Source organism: Paenibacillus sp. FSL A5-0031, from assembly GCF_001956295.1.
Taxonomy (GTDB): Bacteria; Bacillota; Bacilli; order Paenibacillales; family Paenibacillaceae; genus Pristimantibacillus.
The window spans coordinates 561,474-584,371 of record NZ_MRTD01000001.1; the positions used below are offsets into that span (position 1 = coordinate 561,474).

The following is a 22,898-nucleotide window of genomic DNA, read 5'->3' on the forward strand; positions in this document are numbered from 1 at the left end:
ACATATTCAATCATATCGGCATAATGATAGTGGAGGTGATTGCAATGGCTATCAACAAAAACGGCAATGGAGAATCTCGTCAAAATCATTCTACCTTGCGTGGACAGTCAGGCAAGCTTAAAACCGATAAATTCGCGAAGCGGCCTGCGAGCTTAAACGGTATTAACAAACAGCTCCCTTAATGAAGCAAGTTTTTAAAAACACAGAAGGAGAGCTTGAATTGCTTCAGCTCTCCTTCTAATCCATGTTATGCATATTTAAGCTGTGAAGCTTTTAATTGATTCTTAATGAAAGCGATACGCCTGCGAACGTAGAAGTCCTTGCTGGCGCCCTTTAAATCTTTGGGAGTGATCACCTCCTCTGCAACATTATCGATGATAATAAGCCGTCCATCGGCGTAAAACTTAAAAGTTAAGTCGCGTCCAGGACGTTCATTCTCTACATATCGGAAATTTTCGCAGATGTTATTCATGGTGATCAGGCCTCCTTCAAAATGTTGAATTCGTCGATCATTAGAACGTTTGTTCTTGTTTTTATTATACCAAACATTTGTTCGTATGGAAACTGTTTTTTGTTTAACGTAAACTAGATTCATAGAAGCAGTTGCTGCAAACAGAAGGAGAGCGGAAAATGATCAAAGTAAAGAACTTATCCAGACGTATTCCAGGCGGGCCTAAGGTGCTCGATGATATTAGCTTTGAGGCTTATCCTGGTGACTTTATCGCCATTAAAGGTGATAGCGGAAGCGGGAAGTCCACACTTCTTCGGTGCCTAGCTTTGCAAGAAAAGTGGAGTGAAGGCTCCTATCAATTTGATGGCAAAGATATTTTCAAAGAAGGATTCAAAGGCAAGCTTAAAGTTCGCAGAGAGGTTGCTTATGTGGAAGAAAAACCTTTTCTATTCCCGAACAAGACGGGATTAAAAAATGTTATTATCGGTTCAATTTCACAAACGCCTGCTTGGCGGAGATGGACCGGGATGGTACGTAATGATGATTATATGGGTGCAATGGATATGATCGAAAAACGCGGCCTGCTTGATAAAGCACATCAGAAGGCGAGCACTCTAAGCGGGGGCGAACGGCAGCGTATGGCTATTGCAAGAGCACTCGTTCATGGCGCTAAAGTCATTGCAGCCGACGAGCCGGTTTCGGGTCTTGATCCCCATACAGCAGATCAAGTCCTAACTGATTTGAAAGCGCTATGCAAGGAGCAAGGCGTTATTGTGATCGCTGTTATGCATCAGGGGGACTGGGCGGAGCGATTTGCTGATCAAATTCTCGGCTTGAAAGACGGTAAACTTGTTCTTAACGTAAGCGGCAGAAGATTGACTGAACGCGAGAAGGCACTCCTGTGAATGAGATCGTACTACGTCTCATAACAGAAGATGAGCTTGACGCTGCTATTAAGCTAGAACAAAAATGCTATTCTCCTGAAGCTGCTGCTACCATGGCAGGGTTTCAATTTCGCTATAAGCATTATCGTTCATTTTTTTGGTCAGCTTGGCTCGGCGACCAATTAGTTGGAATAACAAACGGCATCCGTACTTCACAGACTGATTGCGGTGATGAGATGAAGGGGAATCAAGCTGATTTTTTTGAGGGGAACAACTTTTGTATCCTTACTATCGCAGTTGATGCGCATTATCGCGGGCATGGAATCGGCACGATGTTGCTGAGGAAGCTGATTGAACAATGTAGATCATCACGCATTGAAACCATAATACTGATGTGCGAGGAGCATCTGATTCCGTTCTACGAATCGGAGCAATTTGAGCGTAGAGGGGTATCCGCTTCTACGCATGGCGGAATCGTTTGGCATGAGATGAGACGTGTATTGCATACAATGGAGCATCTTACCGAATAGGAAGGTGTCTTTCATATGTCATTTCAACCGCCAGTCGTTATCCAAACGGCAAAAGCTGATTTTCCGAAAGCCGAGCTGTCATTGCCTTATGTGAGCGGAGGCAGAACCGAAGCTGCAGATAAAAAGATCAACCATACGATTCATCATACCGTGCAGCAGATGGTTCATAATCAAGGCTCGCTTGATGATCCGAGAGCGCAGATGCTAGGTTATTTTGAACAGAAAAATAATCAAAAGGATTATCTTAGTCTTTCCTTGTTCAATTATGCCTTTACTGGTGGAGCTCATGGCTTGACGCTTCAGCAATCGCTTACTTTTAAGCAATCGACAGGACAAACCTATACGCTGGCCCAGCTGTTTAAGCCTGGGTCGGATTATGTGGGACGGATAAGCGCTATCGTGAGCGCACAAATCTTGGCAAGAAAGATTGATACGCTGGAGCCTTTCAAATCCATAAGACCTGACCAGGACTATTACGTAGCGGACCGTTCACTTGTCGTCTATTTCCAGCTATATGAGCTGGCGGCTTATGTGTTTGGATTTCTGTATTTTCCAATATCCGTCTACGAACTGCAAGATATCATTAATGAAGATGGTCCACTTGGTCCGATGCTGGTTAATGACTAATTCTGAATGAAACCATTTTCTCTTAGCAGTTATTCAGCCTAAGAACATAAGGAGACGACGCATTGATATATTTTCTCATATTATTCGCAGCAGCATTAATTGTCGCGGTGTCGTTTGTCTTCTTTCACCAACGAAAAATGGAAAAGGAGCAGCAACGCTCCATCGAAAGGACGCCTGTTTTACCATCCGCGACAGTTACGTCAATATCTACGAATCGAATAGCAGATCAACCCCTTGCTGAGGCCGCTGCGAAAGCAACTATAAGCTCGATGCCTTATTCAGCAGATATGCTCTATAAGATTTTAGTTGTAGATGATCAACCCGCTATTCGAATGATGCTTGTTGAATTGTTTGCTGCGCAGGGAATCGATGTTTATGAAGCTGAAAGCGGCAGTATCGCCTTGGACATTTACGAGAAGCAGAAGCCGAATTGTGTACTGCTTGATTTGAAAATGCCCGAAATGGATGGGATAGAAATTTTGCGCGGGATAAGAATGCTGTCGCCAGAGGTGCCTGTCATTCTCATAACGGCATATGCAGATCCAGACATAATGGAAGAGGCGCTTGCGCTTGGCATTACACATTGTTTTACGAAGCCCTTTGATATCATAGAGCTCAAATCACTCGTTTATGGAATACTGGAGCAAAGTTCTAATCAAGCTAATTGAAAAAAATAGAAATCAATCGACTCGCATCTTGATGGATGCGGGTTTTTGTTATGCGCTTTAATCATTCTTCCTTTTGCATGTGACATCCAAACCACTCATACAGTTACGTAGGAGGGTGATTGGATGATTTTAATGCTAGCGGGATTATTATTATTTGCGATTGTCATTGCCGTGATTATTGCCATTGCGTTTAAAGCGCAACAGTCCATTTCATTATCTAAGCATCAGAATCTAATTGGTTATGGCTTGCAGGCGCAGTTGCTGCAGGACAAACATGATTTGCATCGTTATGGTTTAGCGCAGCAGCTTAGACGGCGGTTCGGCGGGTTATCGTCATTTGGTTTATCATTTAATGTGCTCGCTCTGATTGGAAGCTCAGCTTTTTTGTTTGGGCCAGCGATCGGAGAGGGGGGACCGTCGGTTATTGGATTTGGTTTGCCTATAATCGCTTTATTTGCACTTATTTTAAGTGCATCTCTCGCAGAACTCTCATCTGTGACACCGACTGCAGGCGGGATTTATCATACGGCATCCTCATTAGGCGGGCGCTCATGGGGAGTGCGAGCAGGCTGGCTTCAAGCAGCTGGACATTTAGCTATGCTTACGCTGCTAAACTGCGCATGTGCAGCTTTACTGGACGGTTTGATGTCCGCTCGAATTGGTTATCAAACCTCGGATTTCACTTTTTGGTGTGTCGTTGCAGTGCTGACTGCTTCCCAAGGTGCTGTGAACCACTTTGGAAACCGGATGTTAAGCAAGCTGCAAGCAGGCGGCGTTATACTGCAAGTATTTATTGCTTTATTCATTATTGCTGGGCTTGCTTGGCTTGCATGGCCAGGCAGCTATTCTCCTGTATTGATGTATCAATTTCAAAATGCAGAGTGGAATGGTACCGTGCAAGCGGGATCATTCGTCAGCGGTACGCTCCTTTTGTTAAAGCTATTTATTGGCATGGAGGGCTCAAGCCAAGGCTCGGAAGAAACAATTGATCCTCGTGTACGAGCACCTTGGTCGATTTTTTTATCTACTGCTTACACATTTGTTATTGGTTTTGTACTTATGAGCTTTATGCTTATATCCATTCCATTGTCTAACGGACCAAGCTGGTTGGGAACGTATCTACATACGGCAGCTGCTGGCTGGGGCGGCACCAGTATAATCATTATTTTTGTCATTCAATCATTATGGAGCAGCGGACTGCAGACGATGACAGTATGCTCGCGGATTGTATACAGCTTAGCGCGTGATGGCGCCATGCCGCTGAGCCAACGGTGGTCTAACGTGTCGGAGCGGCATCAGACGCCCATTCCTGCCGTCTGGTTGTGTGCGGTCATTTCACTAACTATTCTTCTCATTGCTTTTTTCAGCTATAGAGAAGATACAATCATTTTTCTTCTAACTGCAGCGATAATATGTTTAAATCTATCTTATGCCATACCGATTGCCTGGAAAATAAAACAGGGGAAGAACCATACACGGTTGCATGCATCACCGTGGCATTTGGGCAGCTGGAGTATTCCAATCCATGTGGTTTCTATAGCTTGGCTGCTCATAACAACGATATTGGCTGCTATATTCATCGATTATCGAGGCTCAATTGCAGCTTTTATCATCCTTACTTTAATCTTTTTCATGGAGCTAAGGTATCGGCAAAAACATGAGATGAGCCTGCAGAGCAGAGTTAATCGTTCGCGCAAGGAGCTTTATTTTATGGAAAGAAAGTTTCCTTTAAATTAATCTGTTGATCGATGCTGCGGGAAATAATGATATGCTCATTCAGGAAATAGTCGGACTATTTAAAAAACATTTCCCGGGGAAACGCAATAAGTAACAGAAAAGAGAGGTTTTCGACAGCCAGTGGCTAACGCAAGTAGAATGTGTCGAAAGCGTTGCGGGTAAAGGGAAAATCACAAAAATTATTGATATAGTCATCTCTCTTTGCCAACATCTCCCTAAGAAGATTATAATAGTCAAATGAGAGATCATTATAGGAGGAACGAAGAGAATGACACATCATATAGAAACAGCTAAACTTGTGTCACTAAATATAGGAATGCCGAAATCAATAACACATGGCAGCAAAGAAGTATTAACAGGAATCTATAAGCAGCCTTCACTAGCAACCCATGCTTTGAGCACTATAGGACTTGAGGGCGATGGACAAGGCGATACGATTCATCATGGTGGACCGGACAAAGCGGTATGCGTCTATTTCGAGCAACGATACGCCTATTGGCGTGAGAAATACGAGGAGCCATTTGATTACGGAGCCTTTGGTGAAAACTTTACCCTCTCGAGCTGGACAGAAGGAGATTTGTGCATCGGCGATATAATCCAGGCAGGTGATGTGATCCTCCAAGTAAGTCAGCCAAGACAGCCGTGCTATAAGCTGGGGCTGCGGCATAAGCTGCCGGAATTGCCGGGACATGTTCAGCGTGAAGGCTACACAGGTCTTTATTTCCGCGTACTCCAAGAGGGCCATATACAGGCAGGGATGACGTTTGAAATTAAATATAAACATCCGGCCCGTAAAACGGTTATGGAAGCTAACCGTGTCATGTACCGAGATAAAGATGACATAAAGGGAATAAGAGAGCTGCTTGATGTGAAAGAATTGGCTGCGAGCTGGCAAGAACAGCTGGGAGCTCGCTTGACAAGGTTGCAGCTTGATCAATAAGGAGGCTTGTCTGCTTTGACCGACACCATAGATTTTACAACGTATTTAGATGCATATGCGTTCGCCGAGCCTTGTCATATTGAGAGCCGGGAGAGCGGAATGAATAATACGACTCGAATCATTTCGTCGGGAAATAAAAAATTTGTCCTGCGCATTTACAATAACCATAAGGATATGGATATTGTAAGGCTTGAACATGAGGTACTGAACGACTTGAATAAACAGAAGCTAACCTTTAAGGTGCCGATTCCCGTTCAGAATAAACAAGGCGAAACGATTAGCGTTGCAACAGACGGCACCTTATCGTCATTATTTCAGTTTATTGATGGTGACCGACCGACGGTTTCAAACCCAGCGCATGTTTATGCGCTAGGCGTTACAGCTGCGAGGCTTTCTAGCGCTATGAGCGGAATAAACCCAAAAGGCTTACCGCTTTATAGCCCTTATTTTATGCTGGAGAATACATATGCCTTGATGGATGAGGACGCCTTTTTTGCAATGGCGGAGCTTTCCGTAGATCTTAAAGGTAGAAAATCAAGCTTCATGGCCTTGCATGAGGAGCGCCTGAAGCTAAAAGAGGATTGTAATCAACTGGTCGGGCTGCCGGAACAATGGATCCATGGTGATTTGGTATTTAATAATACGGTATGTCAAGGTGATGAAATCGTAGGCGTGCTGGATTTTGAATTCACGACTGTCGATGTTAGAGCGATGGAGCTTGCTGTCATTATTGTCGATATCATAAAACCAGATGACCTAAATATAAAAGAGAAGGTGAAGCTTTTATTGCAGGGATATCAGGATACGAATCCGTTAACTCTTCATGAAATTAAGATATTGCCGATATTAATGAAATTAAGATTGCTTGATGTAGCATTGCATTTTGCCATACGCTTAAGAGATAATTTAGATGATGAGGAAATACTTTGCGGCATTATCGATCAGTCAGCATTTGGCTGCCGCTGGATTAATGAACATTGGGAGGATGATTTTCATGAGTTTAGCCAAAGCACTCGGATACGGCGAGAACGAAAAACTGCTCATTATTAACGCAGATGACTATGGAGTATGCCATTCGGTAAATGTCGGCATTCAGCAGCTGCTGCTAGAACAAACGGTGAGCTCGGCGACGATTATGATGCCTTGCGGCTGGGCGAGGGAAGCAGCACTATGGAGTGCAAGGCATCCGCAAATCGATGTGGGTGTCCATTTCACATTTACTAGCGAATGGGATATGTACCGCTGGGGTCCAGTCAACCGCAAAGGAAGCACAAGTTCGCTTGTCACCCATGAAAATTATTTCCCGAAGGACAGTAAAACCTTTGAGCTGCAAGCTGATCCAGAGCAAGTAAAAGAAGAACTTATCGCACAAATTGAAATGGCTTTAGCTATGGGGATGAAACCATCGCATGCGGACAATCACATGGGAAGCTTGTATGGGTTAGCAACCGGCAGAAATTTCTTATCTATCGTTCTGGATGTATGCGCTTCCTATGGCCTGCCTTTCCGTTTGCCGCGTAATTTAAGGCAAAATATTGGTCAAGTGGCTTCTCCTGAGCTGGAAGAGCAAGCCAAACAGCTCGGAATGCTGGCGGATTCGAAGGGTGTTGTTATCCTTGATTATTTAATCGGCTTGCCGTTCCACTTGGAGGAGGGTGAAACATTTGATTCTCTAAAGGCAAGCATGCAGCAGGTACTTGAGGGTCTGCAACCAGGCGTTTCTGAAATTATTATACATCCGTCTCTTGTAACCGATGAGCTGAATGCTTTTCACATGCAGCCTCTAAAGCGGGGAATGGAGTTCGAATTATTCCGTGATGCTGAGATCAAGAATACGTTGCAAAAAGAAAACATCCGAATGATTCGCTGGAGTGAACTGCAAAAACTGCAGCGTGCTCGAACAGGCTTTACAACCTAACGAAGGAGTTGACTTATGTCTATTGAAGCGATAAAACAACTAGCCGAACAATTGAAATCTAATATTGGACGCGTCATCGTAGGCAAAGAGGAAGTTGTAGAACTAATGCTCATCGGGCTCCTTACATCAGGGCATGTGCTGCTTGAGGATGTGCCAGGAACAGGAAAGACCTTGCTCGCTAAATCTATGGCCAAATCATTGGCTTTATCTTTCCGGCGAATTCAATTTACACCCGATTTGCTTCCATCGGATCTAAGCGGCATTCATTTCTATAATCAAAAAATAAGCGAGTTTGAATTCAGAGCTGGTCCATTGTTTACTCATTTACTGTTAGCAGATGAGATTAATCGTGCGACGCCTCGTACCCAGTCGAGTTTGCTCGAATGTATGGAAGAGCGTCAAATCAGCATCGACGGTGAAACCAAATATTTGGAACGTCCATTTATGGTTATTGCTACACAAAATCCAGTGGAGCATCAAGGAACGTTTCCACTTCCGGAAGCCCAGCTCGATCGTTTTTTATTCAAAATTAAGATGGGTTATCCGACGACTGAAGAAGGTTTGCAGCTATTAAAACGGTTTAAAGATCATGATCCGCTTGCGGAGCTTGAGCCAGTTGCAGGAATAGATGTCATTCAGAAGGCACAGCAAGCCTATTCAGCGGTGAAAGTGAACGATGACATCCTCCAGTATTTGTTGCAAATCGTGGAGAATACACGAAGGCGTGAGGAGGTTTCTGTTGGTGTCAGTCCGCGAGGCAGTCAAGCGCTGCTCCGCGCTTCCCAGGTACATGCCATTTTGCGAGGACGTGATTTCGTTACGCCTGATGATATAAAGGCAATGGCGAAGCCGGTCTTGTCCCACCGACTAGCCATTCGCGGCATGCATCGTACGGCAAATCAGGCGGAATCCATTATTGATGACATTATTCGTTTGACGGCCGTGCCTGCTGAAGCAGGCGTAACGGCTCGTTAGGCAGCCTGATGATTTTATTTTGGTTTATATTAGCTGCAATCGTCATTTTGTCACTACAGGGCAAAATATTTCAAAAGCTCGTATTGCGCCGTATCCAATATGAACGGCGTTTTACGAGCAAAACATGCTATAGCGGCGAGCAGGTTGAGATGATAGAAGAGATGGCCAACGCCAAATGGCTGCCGGTGCCTTGGCTGCGCGTGGAATCACAGCTCTCCACTCATCTTCATTTTCAACAGCTTGATAATTTTTCTGTGAGCAGCGGGCAGCTTTATCAGAACCATAAGAGCTTCTTCAGTCTATCGCCGTATACAAAAATTACGCGCACACACCGCATCACTTGTGCAAAGCGAGGCTGGTACAAGCTTCAAACGGTCACGTTAACGGGCGGTGATCCGCTTGGTTTAACCCATTCGTCCGCTCAAATTGCACTTCAAGGGGAACTGCTTGTTTATCCAAAGCCTGCCGAGGTGCCCATTCATGAGCTGCCTTATCACAGCTGGCAGGGTGATCAATCGATTCGTCGCTGGATCATCAACGATCCATTCATTATTGCAGGCGTTCGTGATTATCAAGCTGGCGATACGTATAAGCAAATCAATTGGAAAGCTACTGCAAAAACAGGAAGCCTTCAAGTCCATCAGTATGATTTTACCGCGGACCGCAGACTGATGATTTATTTGAATGTGGACGATGTAGAGGGCATGTGGCGAAGCGTAACTGATTTATCGTTAATCGAGCTAGGCATTGAATGGGCAGCAGGGGCGGCTGAAGCTGTCATTCAGCAGGGCATGGAAGTTGGTTTTGCATCCAATATGCCTTTGACCGGCATGATGGAAAGCGTTCACATTGAACCTAGAGGCGGGCATGAGCATTTAATCGTTATTTTAGAGGAAATGGCGAAGCTCGATATTGAACGCACAGAGCTGTTTCATCATTTGTTGGAACGCGAAGCAAGAAGCGGCTTCAGTGAACGAGATGTGCTAATGATTACGGCTTATTGGAACGAAGAACTGGAAAAACAAGCTGAACAGCTTCGCTACAACGGCAATGCAGTCGCAGTTTGGATGCTGACAGATAAAGCTAAGCCCACGATTAGTGATGATGGACAAGCGATATCAGGTCGCGGCAGAGAAGAGGTGACCGCGTGAATGAGCCACAGAAGCGATCTTTTCCTTTAAACCCCTTAGGTCAAGGTTTTATTGAACTGCTCTTTTATTTGCCCGTATTTATAGCGATAGCTGTTTACTTGCTGCCTGCTAGAGCCTTGTGGCCATGGATAGCAACGATTCCTCTCTGTTACTGGGCGGCATCGCTAATCCTCGGAAAATATCCAAGATTACGATACGGCGTGAAGCTTCTTCTAGCTATCGCTATTGGGGCGTTGCATAGTGGTTTGTTCATTATCGCATGGGTAGGCAATGTGGATATCGTTCCTATGGTTGTATGCGGACTTGCTGCAGCTATAGCAGCGATGAAGGGCATGTCAGCGCAATTGCGCGGATGGTTCAACTCATTTCCCAACACACAGATGCTGATTGGTGTTCTCCTTTATGTAGCTGTGCAGCCGTTAAAAATAATTGCGTTAAAAAAACTGATGGAATACAACGGTGTTTTAAGCGTTTGCGGAATTGCTGCTGTCATTTTATTTTTCTTTTTTGCAAATGAGCGGCATTTGAACAGTGAAACCGTAGATTCAGGGAAAACGTCAGCTACTCTTGCTTTCAAACGCCAAAATCGTCTATTAATTATTGTAATCGTCAGCATCATTAGCATTCTTGCTCTTTTCCGCCAAATTCAGAAGATGATTGAGAGCTTCTTTCATTCGATCATTGAGCGAATAATGAATTGGCTAAACCGGTCAAGGGAGCAAACAACGGTCGAAGAACCGCCTATTGATTCTTCAACACCTGAGATGCCTTTGGAGGAAACGAAGCCGCCTTCTGATTGGATGCTGCTACTCGAGCAAATTGCGAAAATTATCGGCATCGTGTTAGTCATCATCATTATCTGTATTCTGTTCTATTTTATTGCTAGAAAGGTAATGCAATGGGTGAAGCTGCTTGCTGCTAAATTGCAGGAAAGAGGAGCAGATAGCCGCAATAACGGGGTTGGTTTTACAGACGAAGTTGAAAGCTTAATGACATTAACTAAATGGCGAGAGCAAATGGGCAATAAACTGAAGCAGCTGCTGCCAAAGAAGCGCTCCTTTGCTCAGGAATGGAATGAGCTGCGAACAAATACAGAAAAAATCAGGTTTTTATATGCTCGCTTATTGAGAAGCAGCGCCGAACAGGGGTATACGGTCAAAGAACATATGACTCCGCGCGAAACGTCAGAAGACCTGAATACATGGCAGGCTGGCAAGCTCGACAATATGCCTCGATTTATTGAGTTGTACGAAGAAGCAAGGTATGGCGATAAACAGCCAGATGACCAACAAATCAACGCTCTTAAAAACCAGTTCGAAAAAAAAGGGAATCAAGCTTAACAAGCTGATTCCCTTTTTTTGGTGTATGATTCAAAACATAACCATATAATCATTTGAGGCTTAAAATATGTTCGGCAATTTTATGGCCATGATACCGTCCTGATTCGATGAAAATTTCATTTGCTTCATGTCTGGAGGCTACGACACCTGCGAGATAAATGCCTGGAACATTCGTTTCCATCGTATCTTCGTTGAAGGTTGGATACCCTTCTTCCTCAATCGTAACGCCGCTTGTGTTAAGGAAGTTTCGATCGGGATGGAAGCCGGTCAATGCTAATACAAAATCATTTTCCAAACGGATCTCGCCTTCAGGTCCTAGGACAGTGATGTCATTGTTTTCGATAGAGGTTACAGTTGACTGAAACAGCATGCGAATAGAGCCTTTCGTTACTTTGCTCTGGAAGCCTGGCTTAACCCAAGGCTTAATGCTGGTGGAATAATCATTTCCGCGATAGACGACCGTTACCTCTGCACCGACCCGCTCTAGCTCTAATGCCGCATCGATTGCGGAGTTGCTGCCGCCAATAATCGCAACTTTCATGCCAACGTAGGGATGCGATTCCCGGAAGAAATGACTAACCTTATCGAGCAGCTCACCGGGAATGCCCAGCTCATTCGGATGATCAAAATAACCTGTAGCGATGATGACATACTTGCTTTGGTATGTGCGCTTCTCGCCAAAACGATCTTCTCCATGCAAAATAAACTGTCCATTCTCAGGCGTAATCTTATTTATCATTTCATAGGCTTGCACACGAACGTTTTTGCGCTGAGCGGCTGTTCTATAATAATTAAGTGCTTCCAGTCTAGAAGGCTTATCGTTAGCCGTTGTGAATGGTATATCGCCGATTTCAAGATTTTCTGGACTGCTGAAAAATTGCATATAAGTGGGATATTGCGAGATTGAATGTACAATGTTGCGTTTCTCTATCACAAGTGGCTGGAGACCAATCCGTTCGAGTTCAATCGCTGCTGCCAAGCCGCACGGACCGCCTCCAATGATGATGGCTTTTTCTTTTTGCATTCGTATTTCCCTCCTATACTATAACGAAGCTATATAAATTCTAATATAACGATCATTTTACTGCGAGGCGTACATATTGTGCAAATCTGGATTTATGGCTCTCGTGTACATGCAGTATATTATTGTATAATAATGTGTAACCATTCTTATTTGTATACCGATTCTATGAAACTAGCTTTATTTCACAAAATGATAGGAGGAGATCACATGCGGCGACGTTTTGTAATAGAGGCAGTACTGGTGGCAACGTATGGACATCTTCTTGTACCGAGTCGTCCAATTGATTTTGTCGTTCCTTATTCATCCATAGCTGAGCTGTATGAAATGAGAGACGGTGTTGAACCTGTCATGGATGATCCAGATGATGATGGGCATGTAAAAACCAAAATAAATGAACTTATTGCTTTTTTTGAGGATGCTCTTAATCGCAAAAAAATTGAAAAGGCCATGCAAGTGCCTTGGCGAGAAAGCTCTCCGCTCATTCTAAATGATACGATTCATTTTACGGTCGTGCATGCTGTCGATAATGCCCATTATGGCGAGATGTTCGATCCGATTGAAACGGAATTGCTGTTAACAGGGCTGAAGCTGCAAGTCCCATTGCTGTCGGATCAGTTTGAGTTCCAAGATAAGCTGATAGAAGCAGAGGTCCCTGTACAAATTTACGATATTGAGGATTTTGAGTTTGCGGTAGAGGAAGGCATCTCCTCAAGCGACTTTGATTTGCCGAATGAGTCGGACAGGTTTTAAATCTTTTTTTTGTAAAAACCTCTTGCGCAAAGGCAGAAACAGGTGTTAATATTTGGATGGGTTAGGAAAATATGATCAAATGGATACGAAAAGGGGGGCTCACGAATGTTTTTCAATCAGATTGGAATGAATGTCGAAGGCGCGCAGTTTAGCATGAATTTCCATCTTGTTGTTCAAACATGCCGATCGGGCTGCCTTCGTTCATTGGTGTCAACGCAGCTTTTTTGACCGTTGCACGCTATTATACGAAGATCTCAAGCCGATGATGGCTTGAGGTCTTTTTTTGTTTCCTATAGGGGAAGGGGCAATCCAATGAAAACGCTGTTACGTTTGATGATTTATGTAAGACCGAGTGCCAAATGGGTATTTACAGCGGTTATCATTATGATTTTTGCGACGATATTCGATTTGGTAGCTCCTTGGGTATTAGCCAAAATATTTGACGAAGGAATCGGAAAAAGCAATATGTCCGTCGTGATCGGATTAACACTTGCTTTAGCAGGCATTCAAGCTTTAAAGAGCTTAGGCATGTTTATACAAGGTTATTCCCAAGAGCTAGTCGGTCAAAATGTCGTATTTAAACTCCGGAAAGAGCTTTATGAGCATTTGCAGCGTTTATCATTTTCTTATTATGACCGTGCGCAGACGGGTCAGCTCATGTCCAGAATGACTGGGGATATTGATGCGGTAAAAAACTTTGTCGGGTTTGGAGCGATGAATCTATTTACTGGCATGCTGACATTTATCGGAACGACGATTTTCATGATGACGATGCAATGGAAAGTAACTTTAATCAGCTTAATTACAATTCCTTTTATTTTGCTCGTGTTATTTCGCTTTAACCACAAAGTAGGACCAGCTTGGTCCAATATTCGCGAACAAATGGGGCGTTTAACGACTACGCTTCAAGAAAATATTTCAGGCATTCGAGTTGTCAAATCATTTGCAACCGAGAATGTAGAACAACGAAAATTCGCTGAGCGAAATGAGCAAAATTTCGATACAAATATGGACCGGGCAAGGCTTGAGGCAAAAGCATTTCCGCTCATGGGCTTTTACGGAGGACTCACGTTTGTTTTGATGATCTGGATCGGTGCTATTTTTGTTGCTCGGGAAGAGATGTCGATTGGTACCTTCATGGCGTTTCAATGGTACACATGGGGCATTATTTGGCCGCTGAATATGCTAGGCTGGCAAATTAATATTTTCCAGCAAGCGATTAAAGCAGCTCCACGGGTATTTGAAGTACTGGACACACCGGTTGATATTCAAACCCCTGAACAAGCGATAAATACGGACGGAATGCACGGTAATGTCGTTTTTGATCGCGTAACATTCTTCTTCTCCGATCAGGATTTAGCGAAGGATAAGCCGATATTGGATGAGGTTTCTTTCCAAGTGAAGCAAGGTGAGGTGATCGGTGTACTCGGTGCCACGGGTTCAGGAAAAAGCAGTCTAATTGGCTTGCTTTCTCGTTATTATGATGTGTCCGGTGGCAGTGTACTCATTGATGGTGTAGATGTGCGGGAATATGAGCTTGATGGACTGCGGCGAAGCATAGGAATTGTACCGCAAGAGACCTTCTTGTTCTCAGCATCGATTAGAGATAATATCGCCTACGGTCATCCGGATGCAACGCAGGAGCAAATTGAGGAGGCAGCACGCAAATCGCAAATCCATTCCTTCATCGAAAGCATGCCGAATGGCTACGATACACGAATCGGTGAGCGGGGTGTCGGGCTCTCTGGCGGACAAAGACAACGCGTGGCGCTTGCTCGTGCGATTTTAATGGATCCGCCAATTCTAGTATTGGATGAAGCGACAGCGAGTGTAGATACAGCAACAGAATCAGCTATTCATGAAGCTTTATTAGAAGTCATGAAAGGTCGTACGACATTTATAATCGCGCAGCGGCTTTCCTCGATTCAGCATGCGGACCGTATTATTGTACTTGAAAATGGCCATGTGGCTGAAGAAGGCACACATAAAGAACTAAACGAAGGCAGTGGCTTTTTCCGTCAATTGTTCGATAGACAGAAGCAAATTGCACATCAATAGAAGAGAGGTGAAAACATGAGTCAAGTGGAGTGGGATATGGATTCTGATGTAGAAGAGAAGCCATTTAATGGGAAATACATGCGGCGTATGCTTCAATATCTTATCCCGTATCGCAAATTAATGACGTGGGTCATTATTATAGTGCTTATTAATATGTTATTAAGCTTATCCGAGCCAATTATTCTTGCATATATCATCGATAAAGGGATAAACCAAAAAGATTATTCGGTTATCCATGTATTAGGCGCTATTCTTCTGGGCGTTAAGCTAATAGGCTGGTTGTTTAGCTATATGCATACCAGATGGATTAATTTTACAGGTCAACGTATTTTGTTTGATCTTCGTCAGCAATTATTTAATCATTTGCAAACCTTGTCCTTTCGTTTTTTTGATGGACGTCCCGCTGGTAAAATTATGTCCAGAATTACGAATGATACAAATGCAATTGGCGAGCTAATCAACGGCGGTTTGATAACGATGGTGATGGAGGTTACGCATTTACTTGGCATCGTCATTATTTTGATCTGGATGGATTGGCAGCTTGCTTTGCTCTCATTTATTATGATGCCGCTGCTCTATTTCATCGTTGCAAAGCTCCGTCCAAAAATTGAAGGCTCATGGTCGCGTTCACGCTCAACGATGTCATCGATTAACGGTAATGTGAACGAAACGATACAGGGTATTCGTGTCATTCAAGCCTTCTCACGCCAGCGGACAAATAATGAGCGATTTGAAGGCATAAATACCCGCAACAAAGGCGCATTTATGCGAGCAATTACATTGGAATCGACTGTATATCCACTGGTTGAAATGATCGGAATGCTGGGCACCTGTATCGTAGTTTGGTTCGGAGCGACGAAGGTCATTGAAGGCGCGCTTACGCTTGGCTTCATTATGGCGTTCATTAATTATTTATGGCGCTTCTGGGGGCCGCTGAGCGCCTTATCCAAGGTGTATAGCCAGCTGTTGTCAGCTATGGCTTCTGCCGAGCGTATTTTTGAAGTGCTGGATACCGATCCAGAGGTAAAAAATAGCAAGCATGCTTTAGAACTGCCGCAGGTTCGCGGTGAGGTTGAGTTTGATAATGTTTCGTTTCGATATGAGGAAAATAAACCTGATGTGCTTCATAACGTTTCATTTCTCGTTAAGCCCGGGCAAAGAGTAGCTTTAGTCGGGCCAACCGGCGCTGGAAAAAGCACGATCGTTAATCTCTTGATGCGCTTCTACGATGCTACTGACGGTACCGTGCGAATCGACGGGATGGACATCAAGCAGGCAACGCTCGAATCTCTACGCAAGCAAATGGGAATCGTGCTTCAGGATTCATTTATTTTTGCGGGTACGGTAGAAGAGAACTTGCGTTATGGCAACGACCATGCAACAGAGGAAGAGCTGCTTAGAGCAGCCGAGAGCGTAAGGCTAGACCGCGTTGTAAGCAAATTGTCAGATGGGTATCAAACGCAGCTGGAGGAGCGAGGCTCAAAACTCTCGGTAGGCCAAAGGCAATTGCTCGCTTTCGGCCGTGTATTGCTATCAGATCCCGGCATACTCATATTAGACGAGGCTACTTCCAGCGTTGACATGGAAACAGAGCAGCATATTCAAGAGGCTTTGCACACGCTGCTAGCAGGAAGAACGGCGTTTATTATCGCGCACAGACTATCCACTATTAAGGATGCTGATCTTATTCTCGTCATCGAGAACGGAAGAGTAGCCGAGCAGGGGTCGCATTCGGAGCTGATGAAGAAAGGCGGCATCTACTCCAATCTTGTTCTAACACAGCTGTCTATGCAGGAATCTGTTATTTTGCAAACCAGTTCTTAATGGCATTAAATAAAAGAAGAGGGCAAGTCAGGCTAACGCAAAAAATGCGCTAGCTTGACTCGTCCTCTTTTTTTGTACGATCGATTGCTTGTGCCATCGTTTTATCCGTTAAATGCGCATAAATTTGCGTCGTTTCCGGCGAAGCATGCCCAAGCTGCTCTTGGGTTTTGTAGATGTCGTTTCGCAGATAGTAGTCCGTGGCGAAGCTATGTCTGAGCTTATGTACAGATAAGTACGGTTTTCCAAAGCGCTTGGCATATTTCAGGACCATTTCTTGAATGGCTCGCTTCGTCATGCGCGAACCCTCGTTTTTTCCATTAGCAACAGCCAGAAATAAAGCTTTTTCTCTTTTTGGCGCCTTGTAACGGAGTTCCCTGAGAGTCAAATAAGCTTGCAAATCCTCAACCGCCTCTTGGCGAAAATATACAGGAGTTTTAAACGTATCGTCATTTTTACCTTTGCGATATACATAGGAAAGCTTCTTCTTGAGATCGATATCATCGACGTTCAAATTGACGAGTTCAGATACACGCAAGCCTGAATGTAGAATAAAGCTAATGATACATGCATCTCTTATCATATTAAGCTCGTATGCGTAAAGTGCCTGCTTGTTTTTGGCAACATCCGTCCCATAATGCTGTTTAATATAAGCCATAAATTCGGAAATTTCCTCTTCTTGAAGGAGCTTTCCCTCAAGCTTTGCGGCTGTATCCTTCGGCTTATGAGTACGTTTAATCGTAACCTTTGCCATAACATTCCGTTTGAGCAGAGGATAAAACTCCTCATCCTCTGCAATTTGACTTAAATAATGAAATAACGAGCGGAGGGAGGAAAGCTTGCGAGAGATCGTCGTTTTACTGTTTCGCTCCACTTTATGAGTCGATAAATACATACGGAAGCCATCTATACTGTCCATATGCAGCTTTTCCAGTTCAAGCAAAGCTACGTCTCTAATAGTTGCAGCTTCAGAAAGACCTTCTGCCATTAACCAGTTAAGAAAGGTTTCATAGTCTCTCATATATTCGACAAGCGATGAAGGAGATAAATCCGGAAGTTTGTAATTAATAAATTTCTCAATATACCATGGCATCGTAGGAAGTTTTTTGTCGAGCTCTTCACGATCTTTTTGTTTAATAATATTGATGGCGAGTCACTCCTAAAATTAATGGTGCGAATAGTTAACGGCGTTTAATAAACATAATAATAATTATGTTAACAAAATGTAATAATAACCAGATGAATAGTTATATTGTAACAATTAGAGTAAGGGGGGACAACGTCATATAAGGGTAATAGGAAAAAAAAAGAATACTCTACTCAGAGACTTCTTCTCATTATGACCCTCATACGTTGATTATGGTGTTTGGATGTATAAGAATTTATATAATGGTCACTCTAAAAAAAACAAAATAATATCTCAATTATTTTATTTTTTATTTTTGAAACCCATTAATAAACAGCCCGTATACCTTTTTATAACTTCATCGTGCTTCATTCCAAAGGGGAGTAGCTGCTACAGTAAAGTCGTCATTACGAGAATCTAACGATCTCCGGCTTTATTGGCAACTTAACGTTGTTAGCGAGACCTTTGCCACTAGTCGGCAAAGGTCTATTTTTTGGGTGTAAGCACAAGTTAAATTTACTTATGCAGAGTCGAAAGGGAGGAATCTTGTATGGATTTTGGTTTGTTAATGGAATATGGATGGGTTCTGCTCATCCTCATTGCAATTGAAGGTTTGCTCGCAGCAGACAATGCACTTGTGCTGGCTATCATGGTCAAACATCTGCCGGAGAAAGAACGGAAGAAAGCATTGTTTTATGGCTTAGCAGGGGCATTTGTTTTCAGATTTGCTTCGTTATTCGCTATTTCCTTTCTGGTTGGAGTATGGCAAGTACAGGCAATTGGCGCGTTGTACTTATTATTCATTGCGCTAAACCATATTTTCCGAAAAGTCATTTTCAAGAAGCATGTCGATAATGCAACTGAAGACAAAAAAGAAACCAAAAAAGCGAGTGGCTTTTGGTTTACCGTATTGAAGGTAGAAGTTGCGGATATCGCATTTGCAGTAGATTCTATCTTGGCAGCTGTTGCGCTTGCAATGGCGCTGCCAACGACCAATTTGCCGAAAATAGGCGGAATGGATGGCGGTCACTTTGCAGTCATCTTTATCGGTGGTTTCATTGGTCTAATCATTATGCGTTTCGCTGCTTCAGCTTTCGTAAAGCTGCTAGAGCGCAAGCCTGGTCTTGAAGTTGCTGCATTCGTTATCGTAGGTTGGGTAGGCGTCAAGCTGGCTGTTGTCACATTGTCTCACCCTAAACTGGGGATCATTCCAGAATCATTCTCCCATTCAGCAGCTTGGAAAATTACCTTCTATGTTGTCCTTGTCCTGATCGCGGTTATAGGTTGGTTCCTATCGAGCGACAAAGAGGAATCCAATGACGGTAAGGTTGCAACAAATAACAACTAATCTATTTTCATTATAAATTAGAAAAAAACTGTTGAGGAAACTCAACAGTTTTTTTCTTTTTATTAGTTTTTAAATATTCCGAATTCCTCTATATCACGTCACAGTAAACCGTTAAGATTGCTTCATTATTTGATTCAGATTTTTGCGATGTTGTAAATTAGTAAATATATGCAATTCTGCAAATTCGGTTACAATTCCATTTTAACTGTGCTAAACTCAAACGAGTCTGTAGAAGAGTTGCCAATCTTCTTCCAAATTGCGGACAATTTGTATGTACGCTATAGAAAAAGGAGGTTCATTCTTAAATGATGAACACTAAATTCATACAACATAGTATGGCGCTTATTATTATATTTATGCTGGCATTTTCGGTTCCGCTCGAAGCTGCTCATGCTGCTCCGCCTGCTACATTAAAGGTAGGAAGCTCAGGACCTGATGTTCCAGATTTGCAATATCGGTTAAAAACGCTAGGTTATTTTAATAAAGACGTAACTGCTTATTTTGGCACAACAACATTAGAGTCACTCAAACGTTTTCAGAAGGATTTTGGTGTGGCTTCAGACGGCGTCGCAGGCGCACAGACCTGGAAAACACTTAAGAGTGTATCCGTGAATCAAGGTGAGCTTGATTTGCTGGCAAGAATTATTTATGCAGAAGCACGTGGCGAATCCTATAAAGGACAGGTTGCAGTTGGAGCTGTCGTTATGAATCGATTGGCATCGTCCAGTTTCCCAGATACAGTTAGAGGCGTTATTGAACAGCCGCGAGCATTTACTGCAGTTGATGATGGGCAATATAATCTTACTCCAAACAAACTTGCCTATCAAGCAGCACAGGAAGCTGTCAAAGGTTATGATCCAACAGGTGGAGCTCTTTATTATTTTAATCCAGAGACAGCTACATCAGAATGGATTTGGTCACGCAAGCAAACCGGAAAAATTGGACGTCATATATTTGCAGTATAAACAAAAGATTCTTATCGACAAGGTAACTTGCGATAAGAATCTTTTTGTATCTGTCAAATTGACCAGCGAGATGTTTTCAAAAAGTTATGCAAACATGTTACAATAAGAAAGATAGTATCATACTTTTTTTAAACATTCTGGAGGTGCCAACATTGAAAGTTGAAATTTGGTCGGATTATGTATGTCCGTTTTGTTATATAGGAAAAAGGAAGTTCGAGCTCGCACTTGCAAAATTTGCGCATAAAGACAAGATCGAAATCGTATTCCGCAGTTTTGAGCTAGATCCAAGTGCTGATCCTAATTCAAATATAAGCACATACAGCATGCTTGCAACGAAGTATGGAATGAGCGTAGAGAAAGCAAAGGAAACAACAGCTAACGTAGCAGAACAAGCTGCAGCTGTAGGGATCACATTCCATTTTGAAGGAACGGTTTCTACAAATACGTTTGACTCACATCGTCTCGTTCACTTTGCTGCTGAGCAGGGCAAGGAAAAGGAACTTTCCGAGAGATTGTTTAAAGCTTACTTTACAGATGCCGTAAATATCGGGAATCGCGAGCGACTTGTAGAAATCGCTGCTGAAGTTGGCCTTGACACTGCCGCAGCAGCTGCAATGCTTGAGTCTAACCAATTCGCTGACAATGTCCGTGGAGAAGAAGAGGAAGGCAGCAAGCTCGGCATACGAGGTGTTCCTTTTTATGTAGTTGATCGTAAATATGCTGTTTCCGGCGCACAATCGCCTGAGGTGTTTTTGGACACATTAAATAAAGCGTGGGAAGAAAAACATCCAACCTTTATTCAAGTGAATGAAGGGGACGCTGATGTTACATGTTCGGATGGTTATTGCGTTCCTGATTCATCAAAGTCTTAATAGCTTACGAAGGACGGACATTTCATGGAGGATGCAACTCTCGGAAGCAACTGTCAAATTGAGCGCATTGGTAAAATCATCGAGTTGTCTATCATGTCTGCTTTTATTTTGATAAATGAAAAACGTATCGAAGTGCCATTAACGAAAGTCGCTGAGGGTGTTAGCCTCGGCGACTTTGTTGTCTGGACAGGCAGCAGCTGGAATCGTAAAATGATTGTATAAAAAAACGTATTTGTCGGATTAGCTTTCACAACTTATAATAGATAACGGTATAAAAGTCAGAAGCTCGTTAAGAAGCGACGACATGCAAATACTTAGGGGGTTTTAAACGTGACAAATGAACAACAACGTCTGCTTGTGTTCGCAGGCTCTTATGCAGAAGCAGAGGAGAATGGCGTGTACGTGTATGCATTCGATGAGCAATCGGGTACATTAACGTTGACGGACGCGGTTGCTGATTTTAAAAATCCGACGTTTCTCAATGTAGATGCAGACCGCAAGCTATTGTATACGATCTCCGAAACCGTAAATCAATCAGGTATTAAGGTTGGAGAGGCTGCGGCATTTGCCATTGATACCAAGGAGGGCTCATTACGGCTCATAAACCGTAAAGAGACGGTCGCTTCGACGACCTGTCATATTCAGCGCGATGCGAATAGCCGATATTTGACGGTTACTAGCTATCATGGCGGCATGATTGGACTTTTCGGCATTACAGAAGAGGGCGCTATCGGTCAAGAGCTTGATGTGAAACAACATGTTGGAAGCAGTCAGCATCCAGAACGCCAGGATCGTCCGCATCCACATTCCTCATTCTACAGTCCTGACGGTCGATACCTGTTCGTTTCTGATTTGGGACTGGATCGAATCGTCACTTATCGCTTGGATGAAGCTGATCATAAGCTTATTCACCATGCCGAAATTTCTTTGCATCCAGGAGCAGGGCCGCGTCATCTGTCGTTCCATCCGAATGGTAAGTTCGTCTATGTTATTAATGAGGTGGATTCAACAATTACATCGTTTACATACGATCAAGAAACCGGCCAGTTAACGACATTAGCAACCGTTAGCACACTTCCTGCGGATTTTAAAGATGAAAACTCTTGTGCTGAAATTACAGTATCTTCAGACGGCAAATATGTATATGGCTCCAATCGTGGTCATGACAGCATTGTTGTTTTCGCAATCGATGAACGAACGGGTGCTTTGTCGCTTGTTCAGCACATCTCGGTTGAAGGCGGACATCCACGTCATTTTGCACTGACGCCAAACGGCAATTATTTACTTGCTGCAAACCGAGACACAAACAATATCGTTACATTCAAAGTTAATAAATCAAGTGGACAATTGGCCTTCACTGGGAATAGCGTATCGTTATCTAAGCCAGTTTGTGTAATCCCTGTTTATTTAACGATGTAAATAATTAATGACGTAAGCATAGAGAGAAAAGGGGAATACAGAAGCGTGGCTACTAGCGAAGAAGAAAAACCGAAATTAAAGGCGACCAAAATTTTCAAATGTAAAAATCCGGACTGCAAAGCATGGGTTAGAGATGAGTTTGCTGCGACAGAGCAAACTTGTCCGATCTGCAAAGGGCCAATGCTCAGAAGCATGAGGCATTTGCCAGCCGTTCAGAATAAGCCGAAACCTCAGCCACGTAAGCCGAAATCGGACTATTAAAATGTTTATTCAAAAAAATCCCAATCCTCTCAT

Annotated in this window: 24 protein-coding genes; 21 read left to right on the forward strand and 3 right to left on the reverse strand. The window is 43.3% G+C overall.

Features of this window, described 5'->3' with window-relative positions; translation table 11 throughout:
- Positions 1-44: 44 nt before the first annotated feature.
- Positions 45-182 (forward strand): hypothetical protein, encoded by a 138-nt coding sequence (locus BK120_RS35125; RefSeq protein WP_179089726.1) that lies wholly within the window; start codon positions 45-47, stop codon positions 180-182.
- A 65-nt stretch (positions 183-247) separates the two neighbouring features.
- On the opposite strand, the gene BK120_RS02390 is transcribed toward BK120_RS35125, so the two are convergent.
- Entirely contained in the window at positions 248-472 is a 225-nt protein-coding gene (locus BK120_RS02390; RefSeq protein ID WP_076265855.1) for a hypothetical protein, read from the reverse strand.
- A gap of 158 nt (positions 473-630) precedes the next feature.
- Between BK120_RS02390 and BK120_RS02395 the strand changes: the two genes are divergently transcribed.
- From BK120_RS02395 to BK120_RS02445, 11 genes are all read left to right on the forward strand, one after another.
- Positions 631-1,356: a phosphonate ABC transporter ATP-binding protein gene (locus BK120_RS02395; RefSeq protein ID WP_076265856.1), complete on the forward strand. Its 726-nt coding sequence runs from the start codon at positions 631-633 to the stop codon at positions 1,354-1,356.
- Complete coding sequence (locus tag BK120_RS02400; RefSeq protein WP_076265857.1) at positions 1,353-1,865, forward strand: GNAT family N-acetyltransferase; 513 nt, start codon at positions 1,353-1,355, stop codon at positions 1,863-1,865. The genes BK120_RS02395 and BK120_RS02400 overlap by 4 nt, the downstream gene beginning before the upstream one ends.
- A gap of 15 nt (positions 1,866-1,880) precedes the next feature.
- The gene (locus BK120_RS02405) at positions 1,881-2,492 is read left to right on the forward strand and encodes a DUF3298 and DUF4163 domain-containing protein (RefSeq protein ID WP_076265858.1); all 612 of its coding nucleotides are present in this window, start codon (positions 1,881-1,883) and stop codon (positions 2,490-2,492) included.
- A 62-nt stretch (positions 2,493-2,554) separates the two neighbouring features.
- Positions 2,555-3,160, forward strand: a complete 606-nt coding sequence (locus BK120_RS35845; protein WP_083681515.1) for a response regulator — start codon at positions 2,555-2,557, stop codon at positions 3,158-3,160.
- A 123-nt stretch (positions 3,161-3,283) separates the two neighbouring features.
- Entirely contained in the window at positions 3,284-4,897 is a 1,614-nt protein-coding gene (locus tag BK120_RS02415) for an amino acid permease (protein ID WP_076265859.1), read from the forward strand.
- A gap of 268 nt (positions 4,898-5,165) precedes the next feature.
- Positions 5,166-5,837: an MOSC domain-containing protein gene (locus tag BK120_RS02420; RefSeq protein WP_076265860.1), complete on the forward strand. Its 672-nt coding sequence runs from the start codon at positions 5,166-5,168 to the stop codon at positions 5,835-5,837.
- A 15-nt stretch (positions 5,838-5,852) separates the two neighbouring features.
- A complete protein-coding gene (locus BK120_RS02425) occupies positions 5,853-6,887 on the forward strand; it encodes a phosphotransferase (RefSeq protein ID WP_076265861.1) in 1,035 nt (344 codons plus the stop codon).
- Positions 6,832-7,755, forward strand: a complete 924-nt coding sequence (locus BK120_RS02430) for a polysaccharide deacetylase family protein (protein WP_076265862.1) — start codon at positions 6,832-6,834, stop codon at positions 7,753-7,755. The genes BK120_RS02425 and BK120_RS02430 overlap by 56 nt, the downstream gene beginning before the upstream one ends.
- Positions 7,756-7,770: 15 nt before the next feature.
- Positions 7,771-8,730 (forward strand): AAA family ATPase, encoded by a 960-nt coding sequence (locus tag BK120_RS02435; RefSeq protein WP_076265863.1) that lies wholly within the window; start codon positions 7,771-7,773, stop codon positions 8,728-8,730.
- Positions 8,731-8,738: 8 nt separating this feature from the next.
- Entirely contained in the window at positions 8,739-9,881 is a 1,143-nt protein-coding gene (locus tag BK120_RS02440) for a DUF58 domain-containing protein (protein WP_076265864.1), read from the forward strand.
- Positions 9,878-11,221, forward strand: coding sequence for a DUF4129 domain-containing protein (locus BK120_RS02445; protein WP_076265865.1), 1,344 nt, complete (start codon positions 9,878-9,880; stop codon positions 11,219-11,221). Before BK120_RS02440 ends, BK120_RS02445 begins: the two co-directional genes overlap by 4 nt.
- 49 nt (positions 11,222-11,270) lie before the next feature.
- On the opposite strand, the gene BK120_RS02450 is transcribed toward BK120_RS02445, so the two are convergent.
- On the reverse strand, positions 11,271-12,245 hold the full coding sequence (locus tag BK120_RS02450) for a YpdA family putative bacillithiol disulfide reductase (RefSeq protein ID WP_076265866.1): 975 nt from the start codon (positions 12,243-12,245) through the stop codon (positions 11,271-11,273).
- Positions 12,246-12,452: 207 nt separating this feature from the next.
- Between BK120_RS02450 and BK120_RS02455 the strand changes: the two genes are divergently transcribed.
- The 3 genes from BK120_RS02455 (at position 12,453) to BK120_RS02465 (ending at position 16,877) form a co-directional block, all read left to right on the forward strand.
- Entirely contained in the window at positions 12,453-12,995 is a 543-nt protein-coding gene (locus BK120_RS02455; protein ID WP_076265867.1) for an ADP-heptose synthase, read from the forward strand.
- 312 nt (positions 12,996-13,307) lie between these two features.
- A complete protein-coding gene (locus tag BK120_RS02460; RefSeq protein ID WP_076265868.1) occupies positions 13,308-15,053 on the forward strand; it encodes an ABC transporter ATP-binding protein in 1,746 nt (581 codons plus the stop codon).
- 15 nt (positions 15,054-15,068) lie between these two features.
- The gene (locus tag BK120_RS02465) at positions 15,069-16,877 is read left to right on the forward strand and encodes an ABC transporter ATP-binding protein (RefSeq protein ID WP_076265869.1); all 1,809 of its coding nucleotides are present in this window, start codon (positions 15,069-15,071) and stop codon (positions 16,875-16,877) included.
- Between the two features lie 49 nt (positions 16,878-16,926).
- On the opposite strand, the gene xerS is transcribed toward BK120_RS02465, so the two are convergent.
- Positions 16,927-18,021, reverse strand: a complete 1,095-nt coding sequence (xerS, locus tag BK120_RS02470; protein ID WP_076265870.1) for a tyrosine recombinase XerS — start codon at positions 18,019-18,021, stop codon at positions 16,927-16,929.
- A gap of 529 nt (positions 18,022-18,550) precedes the next feature.
- Between xerS and BK120_RS02475 the strand changes: the two genes are divergently transcribed.
- The 6 genes from BK120_RS02475 (at position 18,551) to BK120_RS02500 (ending at position 22,865) form a co-directional block, all read left to right on the forward strand.
- Positions 18,551-19,348: a TerC family protein gene (locus BK120_RS02475; protein WP_076265871.1), complete on the forward strand. Its 798-nt coding sequence runs from the start codon at positions 18,551-18,553 to the stop codon at positions 19,346-19,348.
- A 308-nt stretch (positions 19,349-19,656) separates the two neighbouring features.
- Complete coding sequence (gene sleB, locus BK120_RS02480) at positions 19,657-20,313, forward strand: spore cortex-lytic enzyme (protein ID WP_076266118.1); 657 nt, start codon at positions 19,657-19,659, stop codon at positions 20,311-20,313.
- Positions 20,314-20,465: 152 nt separating this feature from the next.
- A complete protein-coding gene (locus BK120_RS02485; RefSeq protein ID WP_076265872.1) occupies positions 20,466-21,185 on the forward strand; it encodes a DsbA family oxidoreductase in 720 nt (239 codons plus the stop codon).
- 24 nt (positions 21,186-21,209) lie between these two features.
- Positions 21,210-21,407 (forward strand): hypothetical protein, encoded by a 198-nt coding sequence (locus BK120_RS02490; protein WP_076265873.1) that lies wholly within the window; start codon positions 21,210-21,212, stop codon positions 21,405-21,407.
- A gap of 108 nt (positions 21,408-21,515) precedes the next feature.
- Positions 21,516-22,604 carry a lactonase family protein gene (locus BK120_RS02495; protein ID WP_076265874.1) on the forward strand — a complete coding sequence of 363 codons (1,089 nt, stop codon included), beginning with the start codon at positions 21,516-21,518 and terminating at the stop codon, positions 22,602-22,604.
- 45 nt (positions 22,605-22,649) lie between these two features.
- Positions 22,650-22,865 carry a cold-inducible protein YdjO-related protein gene (locus tag BK120_RS02500; RefSeq protein WP_076265875.1) on the forward strand — a complete coding sequence of 72 codons (216 nt, stop codon included), beginning with the start codon at positions 22,650-22,652 and terminating at the stop codon, positions 22,863-22,865.
- The last annotated feature ends 33 nt before the right edge of the window (positions 22,866-22,898 follow it).

Bases quoted from the DNA above. Each gene is read 5' to 3' on its own strand.
- BK120_RS35125 (WP_179089726.1), top strand. From the start codon at position 45: ATGGCTATCAACAAAAACGGCAATGGAGAATCTCGTCAAAATCATTCT.
- BK120_RS02390 (WP_076265855.1), bottom strand. From the start codon at position 472: ATGAATAACATCTGCGAAAATTTCCGATATGTAGAGAATGAACGTCCT.
- BK120_RS02395 (WP_076265856.1), top strand. From the start codon at position 631: ATGATCAAAGTAAAGAACTTATCCAGACGTATTCCAGGCGGGCCTAAG.
- BK120_RS02405 (WP_076265858.1), top strand. From the start codon at position 1,881: ATGTCATTTCAACCGCCAGTCGTTATCCAAACGGCAAAAGCTGATTTT.
- BK120_RS02415 (WP_076265859.1), top strand. From the start codon at position 3,284: ATGATTTTAATGCTAGCGGGATTATTATTATTTGCGATTGTCATTGCC.
- BK120_RS02420 (WP_076265860.1), top strand. From the start codon at position 5,166: ATGACACATCATATAGAAACAGCTAAACTTGTGTCACTAAATATAGGA.
- BK120_RS02430 (WP_076265862.1), top strand. From the start codon at position 6,832: ATGAGTTTAGCCAAAGCACTCGGATACGGCGAGAACGAAAAACTGCTC.
- BK120_RS02435 (WP_076265863.1), top strand. From the start codon at position 7,771: ATGTCTATTGAAGCGATAAAACAACTAGCCGAACAATTGAAATCTAAT.
- BK120_RS02440 (WP_076265864.1), top strand. From the start codon at position 8,739: ATGATTTTATTTTGGTTTATATTAGCTGCAATCGTCATTTTGTCACTA.
- BK120_RS02450 (WP_076265866.1), bottom strand. From the start codon at position 12,245: ATGCAAAAAGAAAAAGCCATCATCATTGGAGGCGGTCCGTGCGGCTTG.
- BK120_RS02455 (WP_076265867.1), top strand. From the start codon at position 12,453: ATGCGGCGACGTTTTGTAATAGAGGCAGTACTGGTGGCAACGTATGGA.
- BK120_RS02460 (WP_076265868.1), top strand. From the start codon at position 13,308: ATGAAAACGCTGTTACGTTTGATGATTTATGTAAGACCGAGTGCCAAA.
- BK120_RS02465 (WP_076265869.1), top strand. From the start codon at position 15,069: ATGAGTCAAGTGGAGTGGGATATGGATTCTGATGTAGAAGAGAAGCCA.
- BK120_RS02475 (WP_076265871.1), top strand. From the start codon at position 18,551: ATGGATTTTGGTTTGTTAATGGAATATGGATGGGTTCTGCTCATCCTC.
- sleB (WP_076266118.1), top strand. From the start codon at position 19,657: ATGAACACTAAATTCATACAACATAGTATGGCGCTTATTATTATATTT.
- BK120_RS02490 (WP_076265873.1), top strand. From the start codon at position 21,210: ATGGAGGATGCAACTCTCGGAAGCAACTGTCAAATTGAGCGCATTGGT.